At 48.5% G+C, this 25,011-nt stretch carries 41 protein-coding genes and 1 tRNA gene; 24 read left to right on the top strand and 18 right to left on the bottom strand.

The window, feature by feature from the left end; translation table 11 throughout:
* Positions 1-42: 42 nt before the first annotated feature.
* Positions 43-567, top strand: coding sequence for a metal-dependent hydrolase (locus tag EFER_RS13830; RefSeq protein ID WP_024256511.1), 525 nt, complete (start codon positions 43-45; stop codon positions 565-567).
* A gap of 8 nt (positions 568-575) precedes the next feature.
* Here the strand turns inward: EFER_RS13830 and EFER_RS13825 are convergent, their stop codons facing one another.
* On the bottom strand, positions 576-818 hold the full coding sequence (locus EFER_RS13825) for a hypothetical protein (RefSeq protein WP_001029361.1): 243 nt from the start codon (positions 816-818) through the stop codon (positions 576-578).
* Between the two features lie 47 nt (positions 819-865).
* Positions 866-2,323 (bottom strand): cytosol nonspecific dipeptidase, encoded by a 1,458-nt coding sequence (pepD, locus tag EFER_RS13820; RefSeq protein ID WP_001293009.1) that lies wholly within the window; start codon positions 2,321-2,323, stop codon positions 866-868.
* A 260-nt stretch (positions 2,324-2,583) separates the two neighbouring features.
* On the opposite strand from pepD, the gene gpt reads away from it, so the two are divergent.
* The 3 genes from gpt to crl all read left to right on the top strand — a co-directional run bounded on the left by gpt (position 2,584) and on the right by crl (position 4,838).
* On the top strand, positions 2,584-3,042 hold the full coding sequence (gene gpt / locus EFER_RS13815) for a xanthine phosphoribosyltransferase (protein WP_001291987.1): 459 nt from the start codon (positions 2,584-2,586) through the stop codon (positions 3,040-3,042).
* Positions 3,043-3,134: 92 nt separating this feature from the next.
* The gene (gene frsA, locus EFER_RS13810; RefSeq protein WP_000189564.1) at positions 3,135-4,379 is read left to right on the top strand and encodes an esterase FrsA; all 1,245 of its coding nucleotides are present in this window, start codon (positions 3,135-3,137) and stop codon (positions 4,377-4,379) included.
* A 57-nt stretch (positions 4,380-4,436) separates the two neighbouring features.
* Positions 4,437-4,838: a sigma factor-binding protein Crl gene (gene crl, locus EFER_RS13805; protein ID WP_000174676.1), complete on the top strand. Its 402-nt coding sequence runs from the start codon at positions 4,437-4,439 to the stop codon at positions 4,836-4,838.
* A 38-nt stretch (positions 4,839-4,876) separates the two neighbouring features.
* Here crl and phoE read toward each other — a convergent pair whose 3' ends face one another.
* Entirely contained in the window at positions 4,877-5,932 is a 1,056-nt protein-coding gene (gene phoE, locus EFER_RS13800; RefSeq protein ID WP_015953653.1) for a phosphoporin PhoE, read from the bottom strand.
* Between the two features lie 287 nt (positions 5,933-6,219).
* On the opposite strand from phoE, the gene proB reads away from it, so the two are divergent.
* The 3 genes from proB to EFER_RS13785 all read left to right on the top strand — a co-directional run bounded on the left by proB (position 6,220) and on the right by EFER_RS13785 (position 8,778).
* Positions 6,220-7,323, top strand: a complete 1,104-nt coding sequence (gene proB, locus EFER_RS13795) for a glutamate 5-kinase (RefSeq protein ID WP_001285289.1) — start codon at positions 6,220-6,222, stop codon at positions 7,321-7,323.
* Between the two features lie 11 nt (positions 7,324-7,334).
* Positions 7,335-8,588, top strand: coding sequence for a glutamate-5-semialdehyde dehydrogenase (proA, locus tag EFER_RS13790; RefSeq protein WP_000893302.1), 1,254 nt, complete (start codon positions 7,335-7,337; stop codon positions 8,586-8,588).
* Positions 8,589-8,702: 114 nt separating this feature from the next.
* Positions 8,703-8,778 (top strand) — tRNA-Thr (locus tag EFER_RS13785).
* 14 nt (positions 8,779-8,792) lie between these two features.
* Here the strand turns inward: EFER_RS13785 and EFER_RS13780 are convergent.
* From EFER_RS13780 to EFER_RS13715, 14 genes are all read right to left on the bottom strand, one after another.
* Positions 8,793-9,947: a site-specific integrase gene (locus tag EFER_RS13780; RefSeq protein ID WP_223696218.1), complete on the bottom strand. Its 1,155-nt coding sequence runs from the start codon at positions 9,945-9,947 to the stop codon at positions 8,793-8,795.
* Complete coding sequence (locus tag EFER_RS23120) at positions 9,830-10,249, bottom strand: helix-turn-helix domain-containing protein (protein ID WP_015953652.1); 420 nt, start codon at positions 10,247-10,249, stop codon at positions 9,830-9,832. The genes EFER_RS13780 and EFER_RS23120 overlap by 118 nt, the downstream gene beginning before the upstream one ends.
* Complete coding sequence (locus EFER_RS13775) at positions 10,246-10,524, bottom strand: DUF4222 domain-containing protein (protein WP_000488407.1); 279 nt, start codon at positions 10,522-10,524, stop codon at positions 10,246-10,248. Before EFER_RS13775 ends, EFER_RS23120 begins: the two co-directional genes overlap by 4 nt.
* A gap of 47 nt (positions 10,525-10,571) precedes the next feature.
* On the bottom strand, positions 10,572-10,790 hold the full coding sequence (locus EFER_RS13770; protein WP_000763364.1) for a TraR/DksA family transcriptional regulator: 219 nt from the start codon (positions 10,788-10,790) through the stop codon (positions 10,572-10,574).
* Positions 10,791-10,888: 98 nt separating this feature from the next.
* The gene (locus tag EFER_RS13765; protein ID WP_000188885.1) at positions 10,889-11,104 is read right to left on the bottom strand and encodes a hypothetical protein; all 216 of its coding nucleotides are present in this window, start codon (positions 11,102-11,104) and stop codon (positions 10,889-10,891) included.
* Between the two features lie 76 nt (positions 11,105-11,180).
* Positions 11,181-11,738 (bottom strand): phage N-6-adenine-methyltransferase, encoded by a 558-nt coding sequence (locus tag EFER_RS13755; RefSeq protein WP_000129280.1) that lies wholly within the window; start codon positions 11,736-11,738, stop codon positions 11,181-11,183.
* Positions 11,731-11,892 (bottom strand): DUF1317 family protein, encoded by a 162-nt coding sequence (locus EFER_RS13750; RefSeq protein ID WP_000682308.1) that lies wholly within the window; start codon positions 11,890-11,892, stop codon positions 11,731-11,733. The genes EFER_RS13755 and EFER_RS13750 overlap by 8 nt, the downstream gene beginning before the upstream one ends.
* Positions 11,889-12,569 (bottom strand): lambda exonuclease family protein, encoded by a 681-nt coding sequence (locus tag EFER_RS13745; RefSeq protein ID WP_000186796.1) that lies wholly within the window; start codon positions 12,567-12,569, stop codon positions 11,889-11,891. Before EFER_RS13745 ends, EFER_RS13750 begins: the two co-directional genes overlap by 4 nt.
* The gene (bet, locus tag EFER_RS13740) at positions 12,566-13,351 is read right to left on the bottom strand and encodes a phage recombination protein Bet (protein WP_000100847.1); all 786 of its coding nucleotides are present in this window, start codon (positions 13,349-13,351) and stop codon (positions 12,566-12,568) included. Before bet ends, EFER_RS13745 begins: the two co-directional genes overlap by 4 nt.
* Before the next feature lie 5 nt (positions 13,352-13,356).
* On the bottom strand, positions 13,357-13,653 hold the full coding sequence (locus EFER_RS13735) for a host-nuclease inhibitor Gam family protein (protein ID WP_000995439.1): 297 nt from the start codon (positions 13,651-13,653) through the stop codon (positions 13,357-13,359).
* 75 nt (positions 13,654-13,728) lie between these two features.
* On the bottom strand, positions 13,729-13,935 hold the full coding sequence (locus tag EFER_RS13730; protein WP_000233576.1) for a phage encoded cell division inhibitor protein: 207 nt from the start codon (positions 13,933-13,935) through the stop codon (positions 13,729-13,731).
* Positions 13,936-14,413: 478 nt separating this feature from the next.
* Positions 14,414-14,926, bottom strand: a complete 513-nt coding sequence (locus tag EFER_RS13725) for a DUF4411 family protein (RefSeq protein ID WP_000581649.1) — start codon at positions 14,924-14,926, stop codon at positions 14,414-14,416.
* On the bottom strand, positions 14,923-16,062 hold the full coding sequence (locus EFER_RS13720) for an ImmA/IrrE family metallo-endopeptidase (RefSeq protein ID WP_000741702.1): 1,140 nt from the start codon (positions 16,060-16,062) through the stop codon (positions 14,923-14,925). Before EFER_RS13720 ends, EFER_RS13725 begins: the two co-directional genes overlap by 4 nt.
* 129 nt (positions 16,063-16,191) lie before the next feature.
* Positions 16,192-16,884 (bottom strand): XRE family transcriptional regulator, encoded by a 693-nt coding sequence (locus EFER_RS13715; protein WP_001295669.1) that lies wholly within the window; start codon positions 16,882-16,884, stop codon positions 16,192-16,194.
* A 110-nt stretch (positions 16,885-16,994) separates the two neighbouring features.
* On the opposite strand from EFER_RS13715, the gene EFER_RS13710 reads away from it, so the two are divergent.
* The 17 genes from EFER_RS13710 (at position 16,995) to EFER_RS13630 (ending at position 24,293) form a co-directional block, all read left to right on the top strand.
* Positions 16,995-17,222, top strand: coding sequence for a helix-turn-helix domain-containing protein (locus EFER_RS13710; RefSeq protein ID WP_000184665.1), 228 nt, complete (start codon positions 16,995-16,997; stop codon positions 17,220-17,222).
* A gap of 30 nt (positions 17,223-17,252) precedes the next feature.
* The gene (locus EFER_RS13705) at positions 17,253-17,792 is read left to right on the top strand and encodes a toxin YdaT domain-containing protein (RefSeq protein WP_001182890.1); all 540 of its coding nucleotides are present in this window, start codon (positions 17,253-17,255) and stop codon (positions 17,790-17,792) included.
* Complete coding sequence (locus tag EFER_RS13700) at positions 17,789-18,808, top strand: replication protein (protein WP_000147239.1); 1,020 nt, start codon at positions 17,789-17,791, stop codon at positions 18,806-18,808. Before EFER_RS13705 ends, EFER_RS13700 begins: the two co-directional genes overlap by 4 nt.
* Positions 18,805-19,506, top strand: coding sequence for a replication protein P (locus tag EFER_RS13695; protein ID WP_000788820.1), 702 nt, complete (start codon positions 18,805-18,807; stop codon positions 19,504-19,506). Before EFER_RS13700 ends, EFER_RS13695 begins: the two co-directional genes overlap by 4 nt.
* Positions 19,503-19,796, top strand: a complete 294-nt coding sequence (locus EFER_RS13690; protein ID WP_000145944.1) for a hypothetical protein — start codon at positions 19,503-19,505, stop codon at positions 19,794-19,796. Before EFER_RS13695 ends, EFER_RS13690 begins: the two co-directional genes overlap by 4 nt.
* On the top strand, positions 19,793-19,993 hold the full coding sequence (locus tag EFER_RS13685) for a hypothetical protein (RefSeq protein WP_000062289.1): 201 nt from the start codon (positions 19,793-19,795) through the stop codon (positions 19,991-19,993). Before EFER_RS13690 ends, EFER_RS13685 begins: the two co-directional genes overlap by 4 nt.
* On the top strand, positions 19,990-20,220 hold the full coding sequence (locus EFER_RS13680) for a hypothetical protein (RefSeq protein ID WP_000065088.1): 231 nt from the start codon (positions 19,990-19,992) through the stop codon (positions 20,218-20,220). Before EFER_RS13685 ends, EFER_RS13680 begins: the two co-directional genes overlap by 4 nt.
* The gene (locus EFER_RS24605; RefSeq protein ID WP_000065101.1) at positions 20,217-20,630 is read left to right on the top strand and encodes an ead/Ea22-like family protein; all 414 of its coding nucleotides are present in this window, start codon (positions 20,217-20,219) and stop codon (positions 20,628-20,630) included. Before EFER_RS13680 ends, EFER_RS24605 begins: the two co-directional genes overlap by 4 nt.
* Entirely contained in the window at positions 20,627-21,337 is a 711-nt protein-coding gene (locus EFER_RS24600) for a hypothetical protein (RefSeq protein ID WP_000104419.1), read from the top strand. Before EFER_RS24605 ends, EFER_RS24600 begins: the two co-directional genes overlap by 4 nt.
* A gap of 391 nt (positions 21,338-21,728) precedes the next feature.
* Positions 21,729-22,238 (top strand): hypothetical protein, encoded by a 510-nt coding sequence (locus tag EFER_RS13660; RefSeq protein ID WP_000017329.1) that lies wholly within the window; start codon positions 21,729-21,731, stop codon positions 22,236-22,238.
* An 89-nt stretch (positions 22,239-22,327) separates the two neighbouring features.
* Complete coding sequence (locus EFER_RS23810) at positions 22,328-22,429, top strand: hypothetical protein (protein WP_072096799.1); 102 nt, start codon at positions 22,328-22,330, stop codon at positions 22,427-22,429.
* Entirely contained in the window at positions 22,426-22,881 is a 456-nt protein-coding gene (ybcN, locus tag EFER_RS13655; RefSeq protein WP_001053010.1) for a DNA base-flipping protein YbcN, read from the top strand. The genes EFER_RS23810 and ybcN overlap by 4 nt, the downstream gene beginning before the upstream one ends.
* Entirely contained in the window at positions 22,881-23,051 is a 171-nt protein-coding gene (locus EFER_RS13650; protein WP_000224916.1) for a NinE family protein, read from the top strand. The genes ybcN and EFER_RS13650 overlap by 1 nt, the downstream gene beginning before the upstream one ends.
* A complete protein-coding gene (locus tag EFER_RS13645) occupies positions 23,044-23,334 on the top strand; it encodes a DUF1364 domain-containing protein (RefSeq protein ID WP_000774501.1) in 291 nt (96 codons plus the stop codon). The genes EFER_RS13650 and EFER_RS13645 overlap by 8 nt, the downstream gene beginning before the upstream one ends.
* Complete coding sequence (gene rusA, locus EFER_RS13640; protein ID WP_001099519.1) at positions 23,331-23,693, top strand: crossover junction endodeoxyribonuclease RusA; 363 nt, start codon at positions 23,331-23,333, stop codon at positions 23,691-23,693. The genes EFER_RS13645 and rusA overlap by 4 nt, the downstream gene beginning before the upstream one ends.
* Positions 23,690-23,830, top strand: coding sequence for a YlcG family protein (locus EFER_RS13635; protein ID WP_000971076.1), 141 nt, complete (start codon positions 23,690-23,692; stop codon positions 23,828-23,830). The genes rusA and EFER_RS13635 overlap by 4 nt, the downstream gene beginning before the upstream one ends.
* An 85-nt stretch (positions 23,831-23,915) precedes the next feature.
* Entirely contained in the window at positions 23,916-24,293 is a 378-nt protein-coding gene (locus tag EFER_RS13630) for an antiterminator Q family protein (RefSeq protein WP_001204777.1), read from the top strand.
* A gap of 154 nt (positions 24,294-24,447) precedes the next feature.
* On the opposite strand, the gene EFER_RS13625 is transcribed toward EFER_RS13630, so the two are convergent.
* On the bottom strand, positions 24,448-24,972 hold the full coding sequence (locus EFER_RS13625) for a lipocalin family protein (protein ID WP_000780581.1): 525 nt from the start codon (positions 24,970-24,972) through the stop codon (positions 24,448-24,450).
* Between the last annotated feature and the right edge of the window lie 39 nt (positions 24,973-25,011).

The raw sequence follows: 25,011 nt of genomic DNA, 5'->3' as shown, positions 1-25,011 counted from the left end.
GTTTTCTATATGAAAGCGGCGGGAAAAACGAAAGGATTCGTCATGTTTATCGGTCATCTTCCGGCTGGTTATTTAATAACTTGTACTTTAATGAAACGCTTGCCACTGATTGCTCGTCATGCGCGCTGGGCGATGGTTATTGGCTTAGTTGGGGCCGTTGCGCCCGATTTTGATCTTTTCTGGTGCTATCTGGTTGATAACGGGCAACGACATCATCATCTTTACCCGTCTCATTGGCCATTATTATGGTTTGCTCTGCTGGCGGCGACATTAGTCTGGGCCGCAATTGCGAAGAATAAACTTCCGGCGTGGCTGGGCGTGGTGTTTTGCCTGAATGGTATTGTGCATTTGTTGCTTGATACGCTGGTCGGTGATATCTGGTGGTTGATGCCTTTCGTTAACCAACCCTTTGCACTCTTTCATATTACGGCGGTACATCATCCGTGGTGGCTCAATTTTTTATTACACTGGTCGTTTTTACTGGAACTGGCATTAGTGGTTGCCGCCATTGCCATGTGGTGCAGGCGTAATGCTAAAATGGTAAATGTAAAACGCGTGAAAAAATGATTCTGACTTTAAGCGGCGTAACATGTTTCCTGGGGAAATTCTCCCGTGGCTAAGTATGTTTTCCTGACTTTGCCCCAGGCTCTGAACATATAAAAATTCTGCTTTTCACCCTTAAGTTCTTTCACGGATTCCAGCGCAAAACTTTCTTTGGTGATCAGAAATTCTCCCCATGAAATATGGTCGCAGCTATATAAATATGCGACCTTTTCATGAGTTTCATAATGTTTTGTTATTTCGATATAGATAGCCATTGGCTTCAAACAGTAGTCCACGCCCGCAGGCGTGGACGTTATCGTTATTACTTCGCCGGAATTTCTTTCAGCAGTTCAGTCAGCAGTGTCCAGTAATGGCCTACGCTTTCGATGTGAACTTGCTCATCCGGAGAGTGTGGACCGGTAATGGTTGGCCCGATAGAAACCATGTCCATTTCCGGATACGGCTTTTTAAACAGACCACATTCCAGACCCGCGTGGATAATCTGGATGTTCGGCGTCTTGTTGAACAGACGCTGATAGGTTTCGCGTACCAGATGCATCACCGGAGAGTTAGCGTCCGGCTGCCAGCCAGGATATGCGCCTTTCGCTTCGGTTTTCGCGCCTGCCAGTTTACCCAGCGAATCCAGCATGCTCACCACGTAGTCTTTACCGCTGTCGATCAGAGAACGGATCAGGCAGTGAATTTCTACGTTGTTGTCGGTCATGGTCACGACACCGACGTTCAGTGAGGTTTCAACCACACCTTTTGCCACGTCGGAGTTGCGGATCACACCGTTCGGGGTGGCGTTCAGCAGACGAATAAAGGTATCGCGAGATTTCGCAATCAGGGCAGCTTTATCGTTCGCAACAGAGTCCAGCAGCAATGCCAGATTTTTCTCTTTCTCTGCCAGCTCGTTTTTCAGGATCTCCTGATAGGTATTCACCAGAGATTTCAGTGCGTCGACTTTATCAGCTGCGACAGCAATCGTCGCAAAGGCTTCACGCGGGATGGCGTTACGCAGTGTGCCACCGTTGAAATCGATAAGGCGCAGGTCCAGCTCTTCCGCATGTCCCGCCAGGAAGCGCACCAGCAGTTTGTTTGCGTTACCCAGGCCAACGTGGATTTCACCGCCGGAGTGACCGCCTTTCAGACCTTTTAAGGTTAATTTGAAGGTTTCAAAACCAGCCGGAACGGCTTCACGATCTAAATGCAGGTTGGAGGTGAAGTCGATACCCCCAGCACAACCCATGTAGATTTCACCTTCTTCTTCGGAGTCGGTGTTAATCAGAATGTCAGCCTGCAACCAGTTGCTCTGTAAGCCGAACGCCCCGTCCATACCGGCTTCTTCGGTCATGGTCAGCAGCACTTCCAGCGGACCGTGAACCACATTTTCGTCAGCCAGAACCGCCAGTGCAGAGGCCATACCAATGCCGTTATCCGCGCCCAGCGTGGTACCGCGCGCTTTAACCCATTCGCCATCAATATAAGGCTGGATAGGATCTTTAGTGAAATCGTGCACGGTATCGTTATTTTTCTGCGGCACCATATCGAGGTGGGCCTGCAAGACGACTGGTTTACGATTTTCCATACCTGCGGTAGCAGGTTTACGAATCAGGATATTACCTACCTGATCGCGTTCGACATGGAAACCTTTCTCTTTTGCCCAACCAACAATGTATTCAGCGAGTTGCTCTTCATGATAGGACGGGTGAGGAATAGAACAGATTTTGGCAAAAATATCCCACAGCGGCTGTGGAGATAATTGAGACAGTTCAGACACGTTAAGTCTCCTTGTCGATCACCCGCAAAACAGTATTGCAGGTCACAGGGTTAGCAGAAAATGTTGTCAACACAAGACAGTCTTGCGAGATATGTTTGAGAATACCACTTTATCCCGCGTCAGGGAGAGGCTGTGCGTAAAAAGACGCGGACTCATGTGAAATACTGGTTTTTAGTGCGTCAGATCTCTATAATCTCGCGCAACCTATTTTCCCCTCGAACACTTTTTAAGCCGTAGATAAACAGGCTGGGACACTTCACATGAGCGAAAAATACATCGTCACCTGGGACATGTTGCAGATCCATGCACGTAAACTCGCAAGCCGACTGATGCCTTCTGAACAATGGAAAGGCATTATTGCCGTAAGCCGTGGCGGTCTGGTACCGGGTGCGTTACTGGCGCGTGAACTGGGTATTCGTCATGTCGATACCGTTTGTATTTCCAGCTACGATCACGACAACCAGCGTGAGCTTAAAGTGCTGAAGCGCGCAGAAGGCGATGGCGAAGGCTTCATCATTATTGATGACCTGGTTGATACCGGTGGTACTGCAGTGGCAATCCGCGAAATGTATCCAAAAGCACATTTTGTGACTATCTTCGCAAAACCTGCTGGTCGTCCGCTGGTTGATGATTATGTTATTGATATCCCGCAGAATACCTGGATCGAACAGCCGTGGGATATGGGCGTCGTATTCGTTCCGCCTATCTCAGGCCGCTAATCTTTTCAACGCCTGGCACTGCCGGGCGTTGTTCTTTTTAACTCACGGCAGGTTACAATAGCTTCCAGTAAGCATTCCTGGAGGCTGCATCTATGACACAGGCAAACCTGAGCGAAACCCTGTTCAAACCCCGCTTTAAACACCCTGAAACCTCGACGCTAGTCCGCCGCTTTAATCACGGCGCACAACCGCCTGTGCAGTCGGCTCTTGATGGTAAAACCATTCCCCACTGGTATCGCATGATCAACCGCCTGATGTGGATCTGGCGTGGTGTTGATCCGCGTGAAATTCTCGAAGTCCAGTCGCGAATTGTGATGAGTGCTGCCGAGCGTACCGACAATGATTTATACGATACGGTGATTGGCTATCGTGGCGGCAACTGGATTTATGAATGGGCCACCCAGGCGATGGTGTGGCAACAAAAAGCTTGTGCGGAAGAAGATCCACAACTCAGTGGTCGTCACTGGCTGCATGCGGCCACGTTGTACAACATTGCCGCCTATCCTCATCTGAAAGGGGATGACCTGGCCGAGCAAGCGCAGGCTTTGTCAAACCGTGCCTATGAAGAGGCCGCCCAACGTCTGCCGGGCACGATGCGGCAGATGGAGTTTACCGTACCAGGCGGTGCGCCCATCACCGGTTTTTTGCATATGCCGAAAGGCGATGGCCCGTTCCCGACGGTATTAATGTGTGGTGGTCTGGATGCGATGCAGACGGATTATTACAGTCTGTATGAACGTTATTTTGCCCCGCGCGGCATTGCGATGCTGACTATTGATATGCCGTCGGTGGGCTTTTCTTCAAAAAGGAAGCTCACCCAGGACTCCAGCCTGTTGCATCAGCACGTCTTAAAGGCGCTGCCTAACGTCCCGTGGGTGGATCACACCCGTGTCGCGGCCTTTGGTTTCCGTTTTGGCGCTAACGTTGCTGTGCGTCTGGCATATCTTGAATCGCCGCGTCTGAAAGCGGTTGCCTGTCTTGGTCCGGTAGTTCATACCCTGTTGAGTGATTTTAAGTGCCAGCAACAGGTGCCGGAAATGTATCTTGACGTTCTGGCGAGTCGTTTGGGGATGCATGATGCTTCCGATGAAGCGTTGCGTGTGGAACTGAATCGTTATTCATTAAAAGTGCAAGGATTGCTGGGCCGTCGCTGCCCAACGCCAATGTTATCAGGCTACTGGAAGAACGATCCGTTCAGCCCGGAAGAGGACTCACGCTTAATCACCTCATCATCTGCTGATGGTAAATTGTTAGAGATTCCATTTAATCCGGTGTATCGGAATTTTGACAAAGGTCTTCAGGAAATCACGAGCTGGATCGAAAAACGATTGTGTTAAAAATTTGCTAAATTTTACCAGTTTGGTAAAACAGGTGCATCACAACAGGAGATCGCAATGACGTTACCGAGTGGACACCCGAAGAGCAGATTGATCAAAAAATTTACCGCACTAGGCCCCTATATTCGTGAAGGTAAGTGCGAAGATAATCGATTCTTTTTCGATTGTCTGGCTGTATGCGTCAACGTGAAACCAGCGCCGGAAGTGCGTGAGTTCTGGGGTTGGTGGATGGAGCTTGAAGCGCAGGAATCCCGTTTTACTTACAGCTACCAGTTTGGTCTGTTCGATAAAGCAGGCGACTGGAAGAGTGTTCCGGTAAAAGATGCCGAAGTGGTTGAGCGACTGGAACATACCCTGCGTGAGTTTCACGAGAAGCTGCGTGAACTGTTGTCGACGCTGAATCTGAAGCTGGAACCGGCGGATGATTTTCGTGATGAACCGGTGAAGTTAACCGCGTGAGTGAAAAGTGCCGGATGCGCCGCATCCGGCAATCTCCATTAAAACTGATAGGTCATCCCAACCGCGACAATATCATCATTATTAATATTTAATTTGTTATCGCTGTCCAGTTGGTTGATTTTATAATCAACAAACGCTGACATATTTTTGTTGAAATAATATGTAGCACCGACATCGATATAATTAACCAGATCCTCATCACCGATGCCCTCAATATCTTTCCCTTTCGATAAGACATAACCCAGCGATGGACGCAGGCCAAAGTCGAATTGGTATTGAGCGACTGCTTCAAAGTTCTGCGTCTTATTGGCAAAACCGCCAGAGATTGGCGTCATTTTGCGTGTTTCAGAATAAAAAGTTGCCAGGTAAATATTATTGGCATCGTATTTCAGACCTGTTGCCCATGCTTCAGCACGCTTGCCCGTGCCACGACTTTGCAGGTTCTGCTCGTTGGTGCGATCGGAGTTGGTATAGGCCCCACTAATGGCAAAATCGCTGCCGCCAAAGTCATATGTCAATGACGTGCCGAAGCCATCACCGTTTTGCTTTTTAACGTCGCGGTTTTCGTTTTTTCCTTGATATTGCAGGGTTAAGTTCAGACCATCGATAACGCCGAAGAAGTCGGTGTTCCGATACGTTGCCAGACCGCTGGCGCGTTTGGTCATAAAGTTGTCGGTCTGCGCGGAGGAATCGCCGCCGAATTCCGGGAACATATCGGTCCATGCTTCCACGTCATACAGCGCCCCCAGGTTACGACCATAGTCGAAAGAACCCAAATCTTTATATTTCAACCCGGCAAAGGCAAGACGCGTTTTTTGCTGAGCAGTATCACTCTCTGCTTTATTTCCGGCAAACTCTGCTTCCCAGCGACCATAACCGGTCAGTTGATCGTTAATTTGTGTTTCGCCTTTAAAACCAAAACGGATATAACTCTGGTCGCCATCTTTACTGTCATTATCACTCATATAATGCATGGCTTTAACTTTGCCATAGATATCCAGTTTATTACCGTCTTTGTTATATATTTCTGCGGCCTGTACGGATGCCGATGCCACAATGCCCATCACCACTAATGCCAGAGCGCTCTTTTTCATTTTCATTCCTGATTTTAATTAACGCGCGAATATTCAGCGGGAGAGCCCCGTTGAAAACAGGAAAGTTTTTAACCTGAGATTGTTAAAGATATATTACAGATTAATGATATTCTTAAAATGTGGTAATTTATTAAATCTGTAATAAAAGCGTAAACAACTGCCGCTACGCTTGCTGATCCCGCGCAACAAAACGCCATGCTTTGCTCGCAGATGGTTGGCAACCGGCGACAGTCCTGCTAAAACGTTCGTTTGATATCATTTTCCCTAAAATTGAATGGCAGAGAATCATGAGTGACAGCCAGACGCTGGTGGTAAAACTCGGCACCAGTGTGCTAACAGGCGGATCGCGCCGCCTGAACCGTGCCCATATCGTTGAACTTGTTCGCCAGTGCGCGCAGCTACATGCCGCCGGGCATCGGATTGTAATTGTGACGTCGGGTGCGATTGCCGCCGGACGTGAGCACCTGGGTTATCCGGAACTGCCAGCGACTATCGCCTCGAAACAACTTCTGGCGGCGGTAGGGCAGAGTCGACTGATTCAACTGTGGGAACAGCTGTTTTCGATTTATGGCATTCACGTCGGGCAGATGCTGCTAACTCGTGCTGATATGGAGGACCGTGAACGCTTCCTGAACGCCCGCGACACCTTGCGTGCACTGCTCGATAACAACATCGTTCCGGTAATCAATGAGAACGATGCTGTCGCTACTGCAGAGATTAAAGTCGGCGATAACGATAACCTTTCGGCGCTGGCGGCGATTCTGGCAGGTGCTGATAAACTGTTGTTGCTGACCGATCAAAAAGGTTTGTATACCGCTGATCCGCGTAGCAATCCGCAGGCAGAACTGATTAAAGATGTGTACGGCATTGATGACGCTCTGCGCGCGATTGCCGGTGACAGCGTTTCAGGTCTTGGAACCGGCGGCATGAGCACCAAATTGCAGGCCGCTGACGTGGCTTGCCGTGCGGGTATCGACACCATTATTGCCGCGGGCAGTAAGCCGGGTGTCATTGGTGATGTGATGGAAGGTATTTCCGTCGGTACGCTGTTCCATGCCCAGGCGACTCCGCTTGAAAACCGCAAACGTTGGATTTTCGGTGCGCCGCCTGCGGGTGAAATCACGGTAGATGAAGGGGCAACCGCCGCCATTCTTGAACGCGGCAGCTCCCTGTTGCCGAAAGGCATCAAAAGCGTGACTGGCAATTTCTCGCGTGGTGAAGTCATCCGCATTTGCAACCTCGAAGGTCGCGATATCGCCCACGGCGTCAGTCGTTACAACAGCGATGCATTACGCCGTATTGCCGGACACCACTCGCAAGAAATTGATGCAATACTGGGATATGAATACGGCTCGGTTGCCGTTCACCGTGATGACATGATTACCCGTTAAGGAGCTGGCCGATGCTGGAACAAATGGGCATTGCCGCAAAGCAAGCCTCGTATAAATTAGCGCAACTCTCCAGCCGCGAAAAAAATCGCGTGCTGGAAAAAATCGCCGATGAACTGGAAGCACAAAGCGAAAGCATCCTCAATGCTAACGCCCAGGATGTTGCTGACGCGCGTGCCAATGGTCTTAGTGACGCGATGCTTGATCGTCTGGCGTTGACGCCCGCGCGGCTGAAAGGCATTGCCGATGATGTGCGCCAGGTGTGTAACCTCGCTGATCCGGTGGGGCAGGTAATTGATGGCGGGGTGCTGGACAGCGGCCTGCGTCTGGAACGCCGTCGCGTACCGCTGGGGGTGATTGGTGTAATTTATGAAGCGCGCCCGAACGTGACGGTTGATGTTGCTTCACTGTGCCTGAAAACCGGTAATGCAGTGATCCTGCGCGGCGGCAAAGAAACCTGTCGCACTAACGCTGCAACGGTGGCGGTGATTCAGGATGCTCTGAATTCCTGCGGTTTACCGGCGGGTGCCGTGCAGGCGATTGATAATCCTGACCGTGCGCTGGTCAGTGAACTGCTGCGTATGGATAAATACATCGACATGCTGATCCCACGCGGCGGGGCTGGGTTGCATAAACTGTGCCGCGAGCAGTCGACGATTCCGGTAATCACAGGTGGTATAGGCGTATGCCATATTTACGTTGATGAAAGTGCAGAGATCGCTGAAGCATTGAAAGTGATTGTCAACGCGAAAACTCAGCGCCCGAGCACGTGTAATACGGTAGAAACGTTGCTGGTAAATAAAAACATCGCAGATAGCTTCCTGCCCGCATTAAGCAAGCAAATGGCGGAAAGTGGCGTGACGTTACACGCTGATGCAGGTGCACTGGCGCAGTTGCAGACAGGCCCCGCGAAGGTGGTGGCTGTTAAAGCGGAAGAGTATGACGATGAGTTTCTGTCATTAGATTTGAACGTCAAAATCGTCAGCGATCTTGACGATGCCATCGCCCATATTCGTGAACACGGCACACAACACTCCGATGCGATCCTGACCCGCGATATGCGCAACGCCCAGCGTTTTGTTAACGAAGTGGATTCGTCCGCTGTTTACGTTAACGCCTCTACGCGTTTTACCGACGGCGGCCAGTTTGGACTGGGTGCGGAAGTGGCGGTAAGCACACAAAAACTTCACGCGCGTGGCCCGATGGGCCTGGAAGCTCTGACCACCTACAAGTGGATCGGCATTGGTGATTACACCATTCGTGCATAAATAAAACCGGGTGATGCAAAAGTAGCCATTTGATTCACAAGGCCATTGACGCATCGCCCGGTTAGTTTTAACCTTGTCCACCGTGATTCACGCTCGTGAACATGTCCTTTCAGGGCCGATATAGCTCAGTTGGTAGAGCAGCGCATTCGTAATGCGAAGGTCGTAGGTTCGACTCCTATTATCGGCACCATCTAAATCAATAAGTTACCTCGCATTTAAGTAAACTACGTTCTCCTCCTGTGCCGTATTTGTGCCATTGCGACTTATAATCGCATCGATTTTGCTCGCGTGCTCGGTGAGATGCCCAGCTGAAAGGTGGGCGTATCTTTGAACCATTTCGAGAGTTTCCCATCCTCCCATCTCTTTAAGTGCAAGAAGAGAGACACCGGACTGAACCAGCCAGCTTGCCCAGGTATGCCTCAGGTCATGGAAGCGGAAGTTGCTAATGCCTGCCCGCTTTAACGCTCCCTTCCATGCCTTGTTGCTGTCGGTTCTCATCTTCCTTACCGCTGCTGTTTTTGTTCCGTCGCTTCGGTAGGCAGGTTTGGTGTGGACAAATACCCATCTCTTATGGAGCCCCTGCTGTTTTCTTAATATCTGGCATGCGGTTTCGTTAAGAGGAACTCCGATCGCATTGCCAGCTTTTGTTTCATCAGGGTGCATCCATGCCATTTTCTTATCCAGATCGACCTGTGACCACTCAAGGTCTGTAACGTTGGAACGACGAAGGCCTGTCGTGATTGCAAACATGACCACAGGGAAGAAATGAGGAGCAATTTCTGCAAACAGGCGCTTCGATTCCTCCTCTGTAAGCCATCTGATTCGTCCATTCTTAACGCGTGGTGTTGATATTTTGGGCGCCCTGTCAAGCCATCCCCATTCAACAGCCATATTGAGAATAGCGCGAAGTATTGCCAGATGCCGCGTCTTCGTTCCTTTGCTTGCCAGCTTTGGTTTATACTCCGGCACTGGCTTGCCAAGCCGCAAACACCTGTCCCGGCTCATCTCCCAGTTCAGGCGATGGCGGCGGTTTTCCATCCCGTCTACCGCCTCCATTATTTTTTCTGTTGTTATGTCAGAGAGAATGGTTTCTCTGAAGTGCAACATCCAGAACGATATAATGCTCTTGTCATCATCAATGGACTTCTTATCCGATTTCTCACGCAGCCACCGTATGCAGGCTTCCTTGAATAGCTTTTTCGGTGATTCCCCGAGATTTTTTACTCTCCACGCTTCTGCTTTCAGACGATCGTGAAGTTCTTGCGCTTGCCTTTTGTCCGATGTTTCAAGAGAGCGTCTAACTCTTGATCCATCTGGCGCGACGAAATCGCAGTGCCATGTGCCACCGCGCAGTTTGATTGACATGCTTTAACCTCCTGCACATCAACCGCATTCACCGCGCTATTGTGTCTCACAGACTTAAGCGCCGCAATGCAGTCTGACTTGCAAATGCGATATGGGCTTTTAGGTTTATCTGGATTTATCTTTGCGGCTTGAAGTCGTCCACTTCGTATCCACTGCGTGATAGTGCCTTTGTCTACCTTCAGATACGACGCAGCCTCTTCACGAGTGAAGATTTCTTCTTCCACTTGGAGTCTCCATTTATTGGATTGACATGATTGCTGTAGGTCTGGATATCTTGAGAAGCTGGCAGGCCTCATCGAGTGTGAGGCTGTATGATTCCATGGTTACCTCTGCTTTTTGAACGCATGTCACGTAACTTCTTAATGTGTTCTGCCGTTTCGATCTCTTCTGCTATCCGATCTGCATCAGCTTTATTCACAGGTTCAAAGTCATGATTAAATCGGAACATGCTGGCGATACATGTTCTGCCTTTTCGGATGTAGTGAACTTTGTTGTGGGTAGAACGCAGGATTTTGCAGGGAGTGCCGTGGTGATCGACGTACCAGGTGTTAGGAAAAATGATTCTGAACATTTTTACACCTCAATTGGACGATGTTGAAATTTGCTGCTTTGAGGCCATCACAGTCCCCATTGTTTGTTCTTAAGTTCGATCTCCTCCTGGCAACTTGCACAAGTCCGACAACCCTGAACGGCCAGGCGTCTTCGTTCATCTATCGGATCGCCACACTCACAACAATGAGTGGCAGATATAGCCTGGTGGTTCAGGCGGCGCATTTTTATTGCTGTGTTGCGCTGTAATTCTTCAATTTCTGATGCTGAATCAATGATGTCTGCCATCTTTCATTAATCCCTGAATTGTTGGTTAATACGCTTGAGGGTGAATGCGAATAATAAAAAAGGAGCCTGTAGCTCCATGATGATTTTGTTTTTCATGCTCACCGTTCCTTAAAGACGCCGTTTAACATGCCGATCGCCAGGCTTAAATGAGTCGGTGTGAATCCCATCATCGTTACTGTTTCGCGGTGCTTCTTCAGTACGCTACGGCAAATGTCATCGACGTTTTTATCCGGACACTGCTGTCTGGCTTTTTTGATTTCAGAATTAGCCTGACGGGCAATGCTGCGAAGGGTGTTTTCCTGCTGAGGTGTCATTGAACAAGCCCCATGTCGGCAAGCATAAGCACGCAGAATATGAAGCCCGCTGCCAGAAAAATGCATTCCGTGGTTGTCATGCAGCCTCCCGACGGGCAAGAATCCTTGAGCCGAACGCCATCAACTCGCCACGATCAACGGTCGTAAAGTGGCAGTGTGTACGGGGGTATGGGTGCCAGATAATGAGCATCGAGCCTTTATTATTTCCACTGACGGGTTTCCCGGTGAGTGGGTTAATAAATGCCAGTCGTCCTGCCGTGATGAATCTGACCTCACTGGCGGTTTGTATCGCTTCATGAAACCATCCGACAGATGTGTCAGCAGGCAATAACATTACACATCCCACACTACTGAATTTGTTTTCAGTGGCTGCCTTTTTCACAAAAGGGGAAATATTGCTGTATGGTGGATTCAACCAGACATAACCAGAGGCATATCCCATTGCTTCAGGCCATGAAGTGGTTAATGTGTTCTGCTCCTGTGAGATAAAAAGCCGACATAGTCGGTTTTTTTCGTTGGCTGCAGCATCAAGTTGAAAATCGAACTCTGCATTCAGCGCAGCAAAAATCTCTGGTGGTGTGCGCCAGCTGTCGCGATGTTCGGCAGGAGTATTGCTTCCGGTGAAATCAGTCATACAGCCCCCGTTTATTATTTATCTCCTCAGCCAGCCGCTGTGCTTTCAGTGGATTTCTGATAACAGAAAGGCCGGGAAATACCCAGCCTCGCTTTGTAACGGAGTAGACGAAAGTGATCGCGCCTACCCGGATATTATCGTGAGGATGCTTCATCGCCATTGCTCCCCAAATACAAAACCAATTTCAGCCAGTGCCTCGTCCATTTTTTCGATGAATTCCGGCACCATTTCGTCAAAACTCGCCATGTACTTTTCATCCCGCTCAACCACGACATAATGCAGGCCTTCACGCTTCATACGCGGGTCATAGTTGGCAAAGTACCAGGCATTTTTTCGCGTTACCCACATGCTGTACTGCACCTGGGCCATATAAGCCGACTTTATGGCCTCGAAACCACCGAGCCGGAACTTCATGAAATCCCGGGAGGTAAACGGGCATTTCAGCTCAAGACCATTGCCGTCACTGCATAAACCATCGGGAGAGCAGGCGGTACGCATAGTCTCGTCTCGATAGATGATCGGGGATTCAGTAACATTCACGCCGGAAGTGAACTCAAACAGGGCTCTGGCGTCGTTCTCGTACTGTTTTCCCCAGGCCAGTGCTTTAGCGTTAACTTCCGGAGCCACACCGGTGCAAACCTCGGCAAGCAGGGTGTGGAAGTAGGACATTTTCATATCAGGCCATTTCTTTCCGGATCGGGGTTTTGCTATTACGTTATGAACTTCTGAAGCTGTGATGACGCCGAGCCGTAATTTGTGCCATGCATCATCCCCCTGTTCGACAGCTCTCACGTCGATCCCGGTACGCTGCAGGATAATGTCCGGTGTCATGCTGCCACCTTCTGCTCAGTGGCTTTCTGTTTCAGGAATCCAAGAGCTTTCACTGCTTCGGCCTGTGTCAGTTCTGACGATGCGCGAATGTCGCGGCGAAATATCTGGGAACAGAGCGGCAATAAGTCGTCATCCCATGTTTTATCCAGGGCGATCAGCAGAGTGTTAATCTCCTGCATGGTTTCATCGTTAACCGGAGTGATGTCGCGTTCCGGCTGACGTTCTGCAGTGTATGCGGTATTTTCGACAATGCGCTCGGCTTCATCCTTGTCATAGATACCAGCAAATCCGAAGGCGAGACGGGCACACTGAATCATGGCTTTATGCCGTAACATCCGTTTGGGATGCGACTGCCACGGCCCCGTGATTTCTCTGCCTTCGCGGGTTTTGAATGGTTCGCGGCGGCATTCATCCATCCACTCGGTAACGCAGATCGGATGATTACGGTCCTTGCGGTAAATCCGGCATGTACATGATTCATTGTCCTGCTCAAAGTCCATGCCATCAAACTGCTGGTTTTCATTGATGATACGGGACCAGCCATCAACGCCCACCACCGGAACGATGCCGTTCTGCTTGTCAGGGAAGGCGTAAATTTCTTTCGTCCACGGATTAAGGCCGTACTGGTTGGCGACGATCAACAATGCGATGAACTGCGCATCGCTGGCATCACCTTTAAATGCCGTCTGGCGAAGAGTGGTGATCAGTTCCTGTGGGTCGACAGAATCCATGCCGACACGTTCAGCCAGCTTCCCAGCCAGCGTTGCGAGTGCTGTACTCATCCGTTTTATACCTCTGAATCAATATCAACCTGGTGGTGAGCAATGGTTTCAACCATGTACCGGATGTGTTCTGCCATGCGCTCCTGAAACTCAACATCGTCATCAAATGCACGGGTAATGGCTTTTTTGCTGGCCCCGTGGCGTTGCAAATGATCGATGCATAGCGATTCAAACAGGTGCTGGGGCAGGCCTTTTTCCATGTCGTCTGCCAGTTCTGCCTCTTTCTCTTCACGGGCGATCTGCTGGTAGTGACGCGCCCAGCTCTGAGCCTCAAGACGATCCTGAATGTAATAAGCGTTCATGGCTGAACTCCTGAAAATGGCTGTGAAAATATCGCCCGCGAAATGCCAGGCTGATTAGGAAAACAGGAAAGGGGATTAGTGATTGAGGCCGTTACCGCGTCCGTCGAGAAAAACTTCCACGAGCAAATCACGGGTATAAGTGCGCTCGATGCCGCGATGCAGATAAAGCCGTCCGCGTAAATTAGCTGATGCAGTCCAGGTACCATCTTTGTGTTTGACCAGCATTCCTGGCATGACCGCACCGCGATTAACGGTCTGCGTTCCGTAATGTTGATGAACCATAAAAACTCCTGCCCGTAAGCTGGGCTGCTGAACATATAAAGACTTCTGCGCGTATTCAGGCGGTGGATGGCCGCCGGTTGTCATAACTAAGCCGCCTCGTTGAAGCGACTGAGGTATGAAGTGTTGAGTTGATTTCAGCTGGTCACACCGACGTTCACGCGTCCGCTTCACCCCTCGCACTCCCCGGAGCCTGCTGAAATTCAAGCTGCGGATCTAAGCGGTCATCGCAACGGTGAATCAGGTGATTGCCGTATCGTTGTGTTGTTGCGACATGGTGATAATAGCTATTGCTATTGATGATATCAATACTTATTGCTATTGCTAGATGTGTTTTGATATTAAATATTTGATAGCAAAAAGAATTAATTTTGTGACTTGCATCGCATAGCGATAACTGAAGCGGGGTTGTGGTGGTTTTTTGAATGGTGTGTGTGATGAGGGGAGGCAAAAGAAAACCCGGCACGGTGGCCGGGACGTTTTATTTCAAAGAAAAATTATGACTAGCGTATCTTGGAAGAAATTCATATAGTGTTAATGTCTTAACGCCGTGAGAAGCAGCAGCATCCGGGATCATTATTCTTTTTTTAGGTTTGCCACCGGATGGTTTCTCATGGGTAATAATAGTATATCCATGTGTCATCGCATGGGCTATTAAAAAAGCATCTGCTTTTTCATGGCTTGCAAAATCAAACTTTGCCTTTTCGGTAACATCTAATTTAGTTGACCAATTTATTAACTTTGCATAATTTTCTATTGAACTATGCTCATCTTCGAAGAATGATGATGGTAACTCTTCTTTAATCCATTTACACAATGGATCATCTTTTGCACATAGTTCTTTTTTTACAGCATTAATGCTATAAATCAGACCTTTAATGTGTAAAGCGAGAAGAAAATCCCAAAATATTTTGCAATAATTGAAGTTATATGCAAAGTTTTTTGCCTCTATGAAGACATTACTATCAATTAAGAATTTTCCATTATGAATCATAGAGATTCTCGTTTTTTATAAAATTCAACAACTGTATCTGCTTTTACATTTAGCAGTACGCCTGCTTCCCTTAATGGTAATTGTTGAGACATTGCTTTGGAAATTATTATATTCGTAAGTTTTGGACTGTTACGAACAGGTAATGTGTTAAAGAAAGAACCACCATTGGATTCTTTTTTGGGCTTATTGTAAGCTTGATCTTTAATTATCTCCAAAGTGTTTCTTTCTATCAAATCTAATTGTAACGCTTTGATTGCACAAGCGAAATCACTAACCTTAAATAACTTAGAAACCTCTTTTACTCGATAATAATTATTATCGCTGGATGCATTAAGCCAGAAAGATTTGAAGAGATTATCAGGCATTAAGATTTCAGCAGCAACTTTATTACAAAAAGATTCTATGTTTTTTTCTGTGTCCCACCCAGAGACTCCATCGACTCCAAGCCAAAGATGAGCCACCTCATGAAATAATGTAAATACCTGCGCAGATAACGCGTCCGAGCTATTTACAAAAATGATCGGAGCAACGCTATCAGATATACAGAAACCACGAAACTCTCGCGTGTCAAGTTTTCTTTTATTATTATTACCCACAACACCATTCTTGAAAACTAATACGCCAGTGTCTTCTATTAGTTTTGCCACTTTAGAAAAATAGCTCTCAAAAGTGACATTTTTTATCTCTTTTTGTATATCAAAATGTATTGTGTTTGCTATGTCTGTAGCAACAACCTTATAATTTAATTTTCTATTAAATTTAAATTTACCAATAAAATCGAGTGGATCATCATTACCATTTTCTCTTAAATAGTCTTTGTACCACTCAAGTTTATATTCTATATCATAGTAAACATCAAAAAAATCTTTTCCTAACTCACGGCTATTTATAGCTTGCCTTAAGTCAGGGATCTTGGGTTTGGCTGGAGTTGGTGGCGTTTCAAGAAATAAAAAACCGAAAGGGATTCCTCCAATTTTTGCCAGTTTTTCTGCTGCGGATTTACTTACCACTCCGTTAAGAAATTTATTAATCTTTTTGGGCATGACTTGGTCAGCAAGAGTTTCGATAGAAACTCCTTGAGAATTTGCTATCCAATCAATCATCTTCCTAGACAATTGAAATTCAACCGCTGCCATGTTATCACCTAGTTAAAAAAACCTATTATTCAACAATTATTGTTGTGCACCTGATAGCTAACGTCAAGCCTAATTTATTGCCTTACTACAGTAAGCTGAAAAGCGAAGTGCATAATTTTGTTCTGATTTCTACCCATGCTTTCTATATGTCTGCGGCATGCTCCCGATGACTTTCCCGAAGATGAACACGCGGTTCATCTCGTCTTTCTCGATCGGGTCCCACGGTGAGTAGCTCTTGTTATCAGAGATAACCAGCAGCTTATCCTTCATCATTTGCAGGCGTTTTACATGGGCGGTGTCGTCATACAGAAACGCATAGATACCATCACCGTCGAAAGATTTAACCGTGATATCAACGAACAGCAGATCACCTGGTTCGATCGTTCCTGACATGCTGTCACCACGCACGTTAATGATGCGGATATTTTCCGCCTTCCTGCCATCGAACATGTGACGAGCATCGTCAAACGAGTATTCAACCGAGCGTAGAACTTCTACAAACTCACGGTTGATTACACCCGGCCCGGCACTGACTTCTATATCAAGAACGTCAATTTTGAAGTATTTGGAATGGCTGACAGCAGGCTTCCCTGATTGTTGACCGTCATTTCTCATCGGGCCTATGCCTGAAGAGAGCCATTCTGTTCGAACACCCAATGCATTAGCTATTTCAACAATTTTTGTTGAGCCGCGCGCGTTGCCGCTTGTCAGTCTCCAGATTGTGGGTTGAGCTACGCCAGACGCCTTTGCAAGAGCGCCTTGAGACATTCCAGATTGTTCCATCGCTAGATTTAAGCGATCAGCAAGAGTTTCTTTTTTCATAAGTTTTAATTTATACGCTTGCGTATTGATGGTCAAAACACGTTTTGCTATTGCTTGGGTTAATACTCATTGCTATTATTCATTCATTGCAATACCAATAGGAATTGATAATGACAAATCAAACCATTCAACTCGCAATCAGTATTACAGGTAGTCAAAAACGACTGGCAGATCTATGCGGTGTAGCCCAACCCACAGTTTGGCGTTGGCTACACGGTGGCGGAATTGATGCCCGCTATGTAATGAAAATTGTCTCAGCCACTGGTGGAAAGATTAAACCAGCAGATATTCGTCCCGACCTCGCACCATTGTTTAACGCGAGTAATTCTGCCGCCTAAACTGCGGCGTTAACTGATAAGGCAATGACTATGCAACCACTTACATACCAACAGACTAGCGGATTTAGCCCGACTGCGGTGATAAATCGTTCTCAAACAAAACAGGTGCCAGGCCACGAAAAAATCCGTGATGCCGTCCGCGCCTGGTCGGCTGCAGATAATCAGGATGTTGTTGCCGCACTCATTGTGAATGAGTATCGGGAGCAGGGCGGCGGCACCATCGATTTCCCTGATGATGTCAGCCGTGCACGCCAGAAGCTGTTCCGCTTCCTCGATAACAAATTCGATTCTGAAAAATACCGAAATAACGTGCGTGAACTGACCCCGGCAATTCTGGCGGTACTACCGCTGGAATATCGCGGTTACCTGGTTGAGCAGGATAGCTTCATGACTCGGTTGGCTGAAATGGAAAAGGAACTCAGTGAGGCAAAACAGGCTGTCATTCTCAACGCACCACGCCACCAGAAACTGAAGGAGATGAGTGAAGGTATTGTGTCGATGTTTCGTGTGGACCCGGATCTGGCTGGTCCATTGATGGCGATGGTTACCACCATGTTGGGGGCAATATGACAGGTTTAAAAATGGCGAAAGTCGGTCTGCGGGAACAGAACCGACTTTCAGGTGCAAATCGTAACACACTCATTGCGGGAGGAATTATGGCAAACACTGCTGAGATATTCAATTTTCCTGTGCCGGATGCGGCACAAAAGGAGCCGCGCGTGGCAGATCTCGATGATGGTTATACGCGCATTGCAAATGAGTTGCTGGAAGCTGTAATGCTGGCCGGATTAACACAGCACCAGCTTCTGGTCTTCCTGGCTGTCATGCGCAAAACATATGGCTTTAATAAAAAACTGGATTGGGTGAGCAACGAGCAACTTTCCGAGTTGACCGGGATATTGCCGCACAAGTGTTCTGCTGCAAAAAGTGTTCTGGTAAAGCGTGGGATTTTTATTCAGAGCGGGCGGAATATAGGCATTAATAATGTGGTCAGTGAATGGTCAACATTACCCGAATCAGGTAAGAAAAATAAAGTTTACCTGAAAGAGGTAAATTTACCTGAATCAGGTAAGAAAAGTTTACCCAAATCAGGTAAAGGCACTTACCCGAATCAGGTAAACACAAAAGACAAACTAACAAAAGACAATATAAAACCTTATTCGTCCGAGAATTCTGGCGAATACTCTGACCAGCCAGAAAACGACCTTCCTGTGGTGAAACCGGATGCTGCGATTCAGAGCGGCAGCAAGTGGGGGACAGCAGAAGACCTGACCGCCGCAGAGTGGATGTTTGACATGGTGAAGACCATCGCGCCATCAGCCAGAAAACCGAATTTTGCAGGGTGGGCTAACGATATCCGCCTGATGCGTGAGCGTGACGGGCGTAACCACCGCGATATGTGTGTACTGTTCCGCTGGGCATGCCAGGACAACTTCTGGTCCGGTAACGTGCTGAGTCCGGCCAAACTCCGCGACAAGTGGACCCAGCTCGAAATCAACCGAAACAAGCAACAGGCTGGCGTGACAGCCGGCAAACCAAAACTCGACCTGACGAACACTGACTGGATTTACGGGGTGGATTTATGAAAAACATCGCCGCACAGATGGTTAACTTTGACCGTGAGCAGATGCGCCGGATCGCCAACAATATGCTGGAACAGTACGACGAAAAGCCGCAGGTACAGCAGGTAGCGCAGATCATCAACGGTGTGTTCAGCCAGTTACTGGCAACTTTCCCTGCGAGCCTGGCTAACCGGGATCAGAACGAACTGAACGAAATCCGCCGCCAGTGGGTTCTGGCTTTCCGGGAAAACGGGATCACCACAATGGAACAGGTTAACGCAGGAATGCGCGTAGCCCGTCGGCAGAATCGACCATTCCTGCCATCACCCGGGCAGTTTGTTGCATGGTGCCGGGAAGAAGCATCCGTTATCGCCGGACTGCCAAACGTCAGCGAGCTGGTTGATATGGTTTACGAGTATTGCCGGAAGCGAGGCCTGTATCCGGATGCGGAGTCTTATCCGTGGAAATCAAACGCGCACTACTGGCTGGTTACCAACCTGTATCAGAACATGCGGGCCAATGCGTTGACTGACGCGGAATTACGGCGCAAGGCTGCCGATGAACTGTCCTGTATGACCGCACGAATTAACCGTGGTGAGGCTATACCTGAACCAGTAAAACAACTTCCTGTCATGGGCGGTAGACCACTTAACCGGGCTCAGGCTCTGGCGAAGATCGCAGAAATCAAAGCTAAGTTCGGACTGAAAGGAGCCAGTGTATGACAGGCAAAGAGGCAATTCTTCACTACCTGAAAACGCACCGGACTTTCTGCGCGCCGGATGTAGCTGCGGCAACAGGCGCAACAGTAACCAGCATAAATCAGGCTGCGGCTAAAATGGCGCGGGCAGGAATCTTGGTCATTGATGGTAAGGTCTGGCGAACGGTGTATTACAGATTCGCTACCAGGGAAGAACGGGAAGGAAAGGTGAGCACTAACCTGATTTTTAAGGAGTGTCGCCAGAGTGCCGCGATGAAGCGGGTGTTGATGGTTTGGGGGAGGGTAGGGGTATGAGCATGATGGATTTCGCAGAAACTAAAAAGGCTATCGACGCCATCACAACCGACTGGTCTATCCGAGGACCGTATCACGAAGACGACGGGAAATATTACGCCTTGCTTCGTGGAGAGTGGGTTGGTGGCGGGTATATCGGAAAACGGAAAGCCCTTGATGCCATTCTCGAAAAGTTAATCCAGGAGGCCGCCCAATGAGCAACATCGACAAACCAATGACAAACCGTGAACTGGTGGATGCCGCCATTGAATTGGCCGGAGAGTTTTATGCGATGCAGGGCTATTCGCATCGTCCTGGCTTCAAGTATTGGCAATCTCCGCACCCGCATGAGCGCCTGTGCTTTGAAATGGCTTGCGTGGCATTCGAAACCATTCGCGGCTCAGATGTAATGGACGCCGTATCTGAGTTGGAGGATGAAGAATGAGCAACATCGACAAACGCGCATTACGTGAAATCGCTGAGGCAGCAGTTGGTGCGCATGAGCGCCTTAGTGTTATGCCGCCTGATGACATTTTCGATATCTCACTGGCAGAAGGAACTCAGCTTGATGCAGATATCACTGCCTTGAACGCGCTGAACTCCGCAGCCAACCCAGCCACAGTGCTGGCGCTGCTGGATGAGCTGGAAGCCAAAGACCAGAGGATTGCTGTGCTGACCGAATCGCTCAAGCAGACGGTTTCAGGATACAAATCCTGCCTGCGTACCGGACATGAGCGCATTCTTGACCTTGGCGGTGACTGTGACGCGCCAGAAGTGATGATTGCAGGCAATCCTGACATTCAGCAGGCGCAGAAGCTGATCGCCGCCGCATCCGGTAAAGGAGAGGCATCATGAGCACTATTACCAAACAATGGCTGCAGCAGAAAATTGCCGACATGGAAGCAGCCAGAGATGAAATCCCGTTCGGTCTGGACGAAGGCGACAGCAACACGCTGGCGGCACTGCGTATCGCGCTGGCATCGCTCGAAGCGGAGCCTGCCATTCACCGGTGGCGTCGTGTGACCTCTGAGCCATACGGCCCCTATCCTTGGCATTATGGTGATTTTATCGGCTTCTCAAAGCCCGTTGATGGGATTGAGGATGAGTATTTTTACTCCGCCCCGCCAGAGCCAGCCAATGCCGAAACCGTAGCCTGGCTGTGGTCACACAGGAAACACCCGAGCGAAGTCACGCTTGTTCGCCCTGAAGATGATGAGAGAGCGGAGGGTGCTCACTGGTCTGGCTGGAGTTGTCAGGCGCTTTATGCAGCACCGCCAGTTCCGGTATCTGTGCCCACATTCGAGAAATGGTGTGAGTTGACTGAGCAGAAACCTGTCGGATGGGTGCGTGATGCTATGAAAGAAGCGTATGACGGATGCCGCGACGCCATGCTTCAGGGTGCCGAAAAAGCCGAGTCGCCCACCACCATGCAGACCGCGCCAGCCCTAGATTCTTCGCCAAAAATTTCCGAGTCGCCCGTCAGCAACTCTCCGGTGATTCCGGATGGTTGGGTGCTGGTTCCTAAGGAGCCAACTCCAGAAATGCGTGAGGCGTACCATTAGGCGCAGGAAGAGTGTGAAGATGGCGGTAGATTATGGAGCCCAGACCACCAATGGAAGGCCATGATCGCAGCAGCACCGCAGCAGGAGGCGAAGTGATTATGTCGTGACAGCATAATTGCGATGTCAACGATAAGCAGAGGTTTGAAAATGAAATCACAATCACCAGTGCAGCATGAAGTTAACATCGACGGCAAAGAGTATGTTGTCACAGTAGTCCAAACCGGCAAGTCAACGTGGAGGGCATGGGGAGATTCCTGGGGGCGCCATATAGTCGAAACAGGTTCTAGCGAACATAGCGCGCTTTCTCATTGGAAAGCAAAAGCTTTAGTTATGAATGGGTAGCGCGGAAACTTTGAAGGTATAATCCCCTCAAATAATCGAGGGGGTTTTTATGTCTGGTTGGGATAACGGTATAGATGCAGTTTCTGCGATTGCAGCTATCGCATCTGCGGTAGCAACTTATTTAGCATGGCGATCCTCAGAAGCTAGCAGGGCCACATCCGAAAAAGCTTTGCAGTTGCAAGGAAAGCAGTATTTGTACGAGACATTAAAAGCTTGCGCTGAGAGAGCGAATTCATACTCAAAAGGAAAGAAAGGGGCTGACTGGAGCTTTCATGACGCAGCCAATATTGTTCGATGTTTGAACATGGCAATGGGGAGCATAATAAATTACTCAGATACCAACAATCAGGATGCAATGAAAGGTCTGAAGCAATTCTTTATTAGCCAATTAAACATGGAGCTTTTTGAAGAGCTCAACTATGAGGTTGGGCCTGATGCCTTCTTTCACGGAGAGGAGCTAACCAGCATGACGAGCGATATTTACTCGCAGTGGTTAAACATTATTTCATTCTTTAACCTCATGATTGTCACAGATGATGACCTCGCCGATGAAACATAGCTTGATTGATTTTCCATAATCAACCCGCCATAATCATGTCATCGGAGCCTGAACAACTCCGGTGACTTCTGCGCTAAACGGGGACGTTTATGCGCACATACAATCCAAACTCACTTCTCCCGTCACAGATGCAGAAATGCACCTGCGATTTTTTGTATTCTGCGTTTTACCTCTACGGAGGTGAAGCGTGAACCTCCCACAAGACGGCATCAAACTACATCGCGGCAACTTCACCGCTATCGGCCAGCAGATCCAGCCTTATCTGGAGGACGGAAAATGCTTTCGCATGGTGCTTAAACCGTGGCGTGAGAAACGCAGTCTTTCCCAGAATGCACTCAGCCACATGTGGTACAGCGAAATCAGTGAATACCTCATCAGCAGTGGTAAAACGTTCGCCACTCCAGCTTGGGTAAAAGATGCTCTCAAACACACATATCTCGGTTATGAAACCAAAGACCTGGTTGATGTCGTAACCGGTGAGATCACCGCTATCCAGTCGTTACGCCATACCTCCGATCTTGATACCGGAGAGATGTATATCTTCCTGTGTAAGGTTGAAGCTTGGGCGGTGAATATTGGCTGCCACCTGACTATTCCGCAGAGCTGCGAGTTCCAGCTGCTCCGCGACAAGCAGGAGGCGTAATGGCTACACCGCTTATTCGTGTCATGAACGGACACATCTACAGAGTATCAAATCGTCGTAAGCGTAAGCCTGAGCTGAAGCCATCCGAAATACCAACACTGCTCGGATATACCGCTAGCCTGGTTGATAAAAAATGGTTGCGACTGGCAGCAAGGAGGAATCATGGCTGATTTGAGAAAAGCAGCGCGTAGTCGGGAATGCCAGGTAAGAATCCCTGGCGTATGTAATGGCAATCCTGAAACGTCTGTACTGGCACATATCCGGCTGGCTGGATTGTGCGGCACCGGTATTAAACCGCCAGACCTTATTGCCACCATTGCCTGTTCTGCCTGTCTCGACGAAATCGACCGCCGCACGCATTTTGTCGATGCTGAGTACGCAAAAGAATGCGCGCTGGAAGGTATGGCGAGAACGCAGGTTATCTGGCTGAAAGAGGGAGTAATTAAGGCGTGAATACTTACCACATCACACTACCCTGGCCGCCGAGCAATAACCGCTACTACCGCCATAATCGAGGGCGCACGCACATCAGCGCAGAAGGGCAGGCATACCGCGATAACGTCGCCCGAATCATTAAAAACGCAATGCTGGATATCGGTCTGGCTATGCCTGTGAAAATCCGCATTGAGTGCCACATGCCGGATCGCCGTCGCCGTGACCTGGATAATCTACAAAAAGCCGCTTTTGACGCACTCACCAAAGCAGGTTTCTGGCTGGATGATGCTCAGGTCGTTGATTACCGCGTTGTGAAGATGCCAGTTACCAAAGGTGGGAGGCTGGAACTGACCATCACCGAAATGGGGAATGAATGATGTTTGAGTTTTATGTGGCAGAACGTCTTCGCCACCGCTGGATGCGCCTGCGCTTATATCGTTTCCCCGGTTCTGTTTTGACCGATTACCGGATACTGAAGAATTACGCCAAAACCCTGACAGGAGCAGGAGTATGAAGTCAGAGATAACAATCAACTAATACTGTTTTGTTGATTTTTGCTTGTAATTGGCGTTCTGGTCTGATTTTTGTGGAGTAAGTTGATGCGTGATATTCAGATGGTTCTTGAGCGTTGGGGAGCGTGGGCGGCTAATAATCATGAAGATGTGACCTGGTCGTCCATTGCCGCCGGTTTTAAGGGATTAATTCCTTCAAAAGTAAAATCTCGCCCACAATGTTGTGACGATGACGCGATGATCATTTGCGGGTGCATGGCCCGTCTGAAAAAGAACAACAGCGATTTGCATGATTTATTGGTGGACTATTATGTCGGCGGCATGACTTTTATGGCGCTTGCACGTAAGCATGGGCGATCTGATTGTTGGGTTGGCAGGATGCTCCAGAAAGCTGAGGGCGTAGTGGAGGGTATGCTGATGGTGTTGGATCTCCGATTGGAGATGGATGCTGATTGTTCGAAATAATTAAAGGAAAAGTTGCTGTCTGATTGTCATTAGTCTAACATTTTAAATGTTGGAATCGCAACGTAGTTATTATCATATAACAGCTTGTTTCCTGATTTAGCCAGCCTCTCCAAAGGCTGGTTTTTTCTAATAAGTATTATTTCGAGTAGGGATTTTATTGTTTAACCCATAATAATTCATTGACATTGAATCCCAACTTTTGAGCGGTTCGCACATAGTCTGCTTTTACTTTATCTGGAATAGTTGGGGTCCTTGCCAGAATCCATAGGTATTCTCTGTTCGGACCACTGACAAGAGCATACTTATACTCATCATCCAGTTTGATTACATTATAGCCACCATAGAAGGGGCCAAAAAACGAAACCTTCAACGCTGCAGTTTTAGTATCTCCAGTAAAGTATGCTTTACCTTCGCTCTCGCTCCATTTATTTTTCGTTGGATCGTATCCACGGTTAAGTACACGAATCCCTCCGTCGTTCCGTTTTCCATAAGTAGCGCTGACCTGTTCCAGACCACGTTCGAACCGGTTCTCGAGGCGAGCTATTTCATACCATTTTCCGAGGTAGCGGTTGGCGTCAAAATTTGTAATCGGCTGCACACCTTTAGGTGGTGTCGGGGCCTTACATGCTATAAGAGTGAAAGAGAGTGCAATGCCAGTCAACACAGGCCATAACTTCATAATAAATCCTGTACTTTTGATAGTTGAGAGTAAGTATGA

Origin of the sequence: Escherichia fergusonii ATCC 35469, from assembly GCF_000026225.1 — a bacterium.
In the GTDB taxonomy this organism is placed as follows: domain Bacteria; phylum Pseudomonadota; class Gammaproteobacteria; order Enterobacterales; family Enterobacteriaceae; genus Escherichia; species Escherichia fergusonii.
The sequence above is the reverse complement of the archived record's forward strand: the minus strand, read 5'-3'. Positions and strand labels throughout refer to the sequence as shown.

What these genes read in the sequence shown, in the direction of transcription:
- EFER_RS13830 (WP_024256511.1), top strand. Translation starts at nt 43, where the DNA reads ATGTTTATCGGTCATCTTCCGGCTGGTTATTTAATAACTTGTACTTTA.
- EFER_RS13825 (WP_001029361.1), bottom strand. Translation starts at nt 818, where the DNA reads ATGGCTATCTATATCGAAATAACAAAACATTATGAAACTCATGAAAAG.
- gpt (WP_001291987.1), top strand. Translation starts at nt 2,584, where the DNA reads ATGAGCGAAAAATACATCGTCACCTGGGACATGTTGCAGATCCATGCA.
- frsA (WP_000189564.1), top strand. Translation starts at nt 3,135, where the DNA reads ATGACACAGGCAAACCTGAGCGAAACCCTGTTCAAACCCCGCTTTAAA.
- crl (WP_000174676.1), top strand. Translation starts at nt 4,437, where the DNA reads ATGACGTTACCGAGTGGACACCCGAAGAGCAGATTGATCAAAAAATTT.
- phoE (WP_015953653.1), bottom strand. Translation starts at nt 5,932, where the DNA reads ATGAAAAAGAGCGCTCTGGCATTAGTGGTGATGGGCATTGTGGCATCG.
- proB (WP_001285289.1), top strand. Translation starts at nt 6,220, where the DNA reads ATGAGTGACAGCCAGACGCTGGTGGTAAAACTCGGCACCAGTGTGCTA.
- proA (WP_000893302.1), top strand. Translation starts at nt 7,335, where the DNA reads ATGCTGGAACAAATGGGCATTGCCGCAAAGCAAGCCTCGTATAAATTA.
- EFER_RS23120 (WP_015953652.1), bottom strand. Translation starts at nt 10,249, where the DNA reads ATGAGGCCTGCCAGCTTCTCAAGATATCCAGACCTACAGCAATCATGT.
- EFER_RS13775 (WP_000488407.1), bottom strand. Translation starts at nt 10,524, where the DNA reads ATGTTCAGAATCATTTTTCCTAACACCTGGTACGTCGATCACCACGGC.
- EFER_RS13770 (WP_000763364.1), bottom strand. Translation starts at nt 10,790, where the DNA reads ATGGCAGACATCATTGATTCAGCATCAGAAATTGAAGAATTACAGCGC.
- EFER_RS13765 (WP_000188885.1), bottom strand. Translation starts at nt 11,104, where the DNA reads ATGACACCTCAGCAGGAAAACACCCTTCGCAGCATTGCCCGTCAGGCT.
- EFER_RS13755 (WP_000129280.1), bottom strand. Translation starts at nt 11,738, where the DNA reads ATGACTGATTTCACCGGAAGCAATACTCCTGCCGAACATCGCGACAGC.
- EFER_RS13750 (WP_000682308.1), bottom strand. Translation starts at nt 11,892, where the DNA reads ATGAAGCATCCTCACGATAATATCCGGGTAGGCGCGATCACTTTCGTC.
- EFER_RS13745 (WP_000186796.1), bottom strand. Translation starts at nt 12,569, where the DNA reads ATGACACCGGACATTATCCTGCAGCGTACCGGGATCGACGTGAGAGCT.
- bet (WP_000100847.1), bottom strand. Translation starts at nt 13,351, where the DNA reads ATGAGTACAGCACTCGCAACGCTGGCTGGGAAGCTGGCTGAACGTGTC.
- EFER_RS13735 (WP_000995439.1), bottom strand. Translation starts at nt 13,653, where the DNA reads ATGAACGCTTATTACATTCAGGATCGTCTTGAGGCTCAGAGCTGGGCG.
- EFER_RS13730 (WP_000233576.1), bottom strand. Translation starts at nt 13,935, where the DNA reads ATGGTTCATCAACATTACGGAACGCAGACCGTTAATCGCGGTGCGGTC.
- EFER_RS13725 (WP_000581649.1), bottom strand. Translation starts at nt 14,926, where the DNA reads ATGATTCATAATGGAAAATTCTTAATTGATAGTAATGTCTTCATAGAG.
- EFER_RS13720 (WP_000741702.1), bottom strand. Translation starts at nt 16,062, where the DNA reads ATGGCAGCGGTTGAATTTCAATTGTCTAGGAAGATGATTGATTGGATA.
- EFER_RS13715 (WP_001295669.1), bottom strand. Translation starts at nt 16,884, where the DNA reads ATGAAAAAAGAAACTCTTGCTGATCGCTTAAATCTAGCGATGGAACAA.
- EFER_RS13710 (WP_000184665.1), top strand. Translation starts at nt 16,995, where the DNA reads ATGACAAATCAAACCATTCAACTCGCAATCAGTATTACAGGTAGTCAA.
- EFER_RS13705 (WP_001182890.1), top strand. Translation starts at nt 17,253, where the DNA reads ATGCAACCACTTACATACCAACAGACTAGCGGATTTAGCCCGACTGCG.
- EFER_RS13700 (WP_000147239.1), top strand. Translation starts at nt 17,789, where the DNA reads ATGACAGGTTTAAAAATGGCGAAAGTCGGTCTGCGGGAACAGAACCGA.
- EFER_RS13695 (WP_000788820.1), top strand. Translation starts at nt 18,805, where the DNA reads ATGAAAAACATCGCCGCACAGATGGTTAACTTTGACCGTGAGCAGATG.
- EFER_RS13690 (WP_000145944.1), top strand. Translation starts at nt 19,503, where the DNA reads ATGACAGGCAAAGAGGCAATTCTTCACTACCTGAAAACGCACCGGACT.
- EFER_RS13685 (WP_000062289.1), top strand. Translation starts at nt 19,793, where the DNA reads ATGAGCATGATGGATTTCGCAGAAACTAAAAAGGCTATCGACGCCATC.
- EFER_RS13680 (WP_000065088.1), top strand. Translation starts at nt 19,990, where the DNA reads ATGAGCAACATCGACAAACCAATGACAAACCGTGAACTGGTGGATGCC.
- EFER_RS24605 (WP_000065101.1), top strand. Translation starts at nt 20,217, where the DNA reads ATGAGCAACATCGACAAACGCGCATTACGTGAAATCGCTGAGGCAGCA.
- EFER_RS24600 (WP_000104419.1), top strand. Translation starts at nt 20,627, where the DNA reads ATGAGCACTATTACCAAACAATGGCTGCAGCAGAAAATTGCCGACATG.
- EFER_RS13660 (WP_000017329.1), top strand. Translation starts at nt 21,729, where the DNA reads ATGTCTGGTTGGGATAACGGTATAGATGCAGTTTCTGCGATTGCAGCT.
- EFER_RS23810 (WP_072096799.1), top strand. Translation starts at nt 22,328, where the DNA reads ATGCGCACATACAATCCAAACTCACTTCTCCCGTCACAGATGCAGAAA.
- EFER_RS13650 (WP_000224916.1), top strand. Translation starts at nt 22,881, where the DNA reads ATGGCTACACCGCTTATTCGTGTCATGAACGGACACATCTACAGAGTA.
- EFER_RS13645 (WP_000774501.1), top strand. Translation starts at nt 23,044, where the DNA reads ATGGCTGATTTGAGAAAAGCAGCGCGTAGTCGGGAATGCCAGGTAAGA.
- EFER_RS13635 (WP_000971076.1), top strand. Translation starts at nt 23,690, where the DNA reads ATGATGTTTGAGTTTTATGTGGCAGAACGTCTTCGCCACCGCTGGATG.
- EFER_RS13630 (WP_001204777.1), top strand. Translation starts at nt 23,916, where the DNA reads ATGCGTGATATTCAGATGGTTCTTGAGCGTTGGGGAGCGTGGGCGGCT.
- EFER_RS13625 (WP_000780581.1), bottom strand. Translation starts at nt 24,972, where the DNA reads ATGAAGTTATGGCCTGTGTTGACTGGCATTGCACTCTCTTTCACTCTT.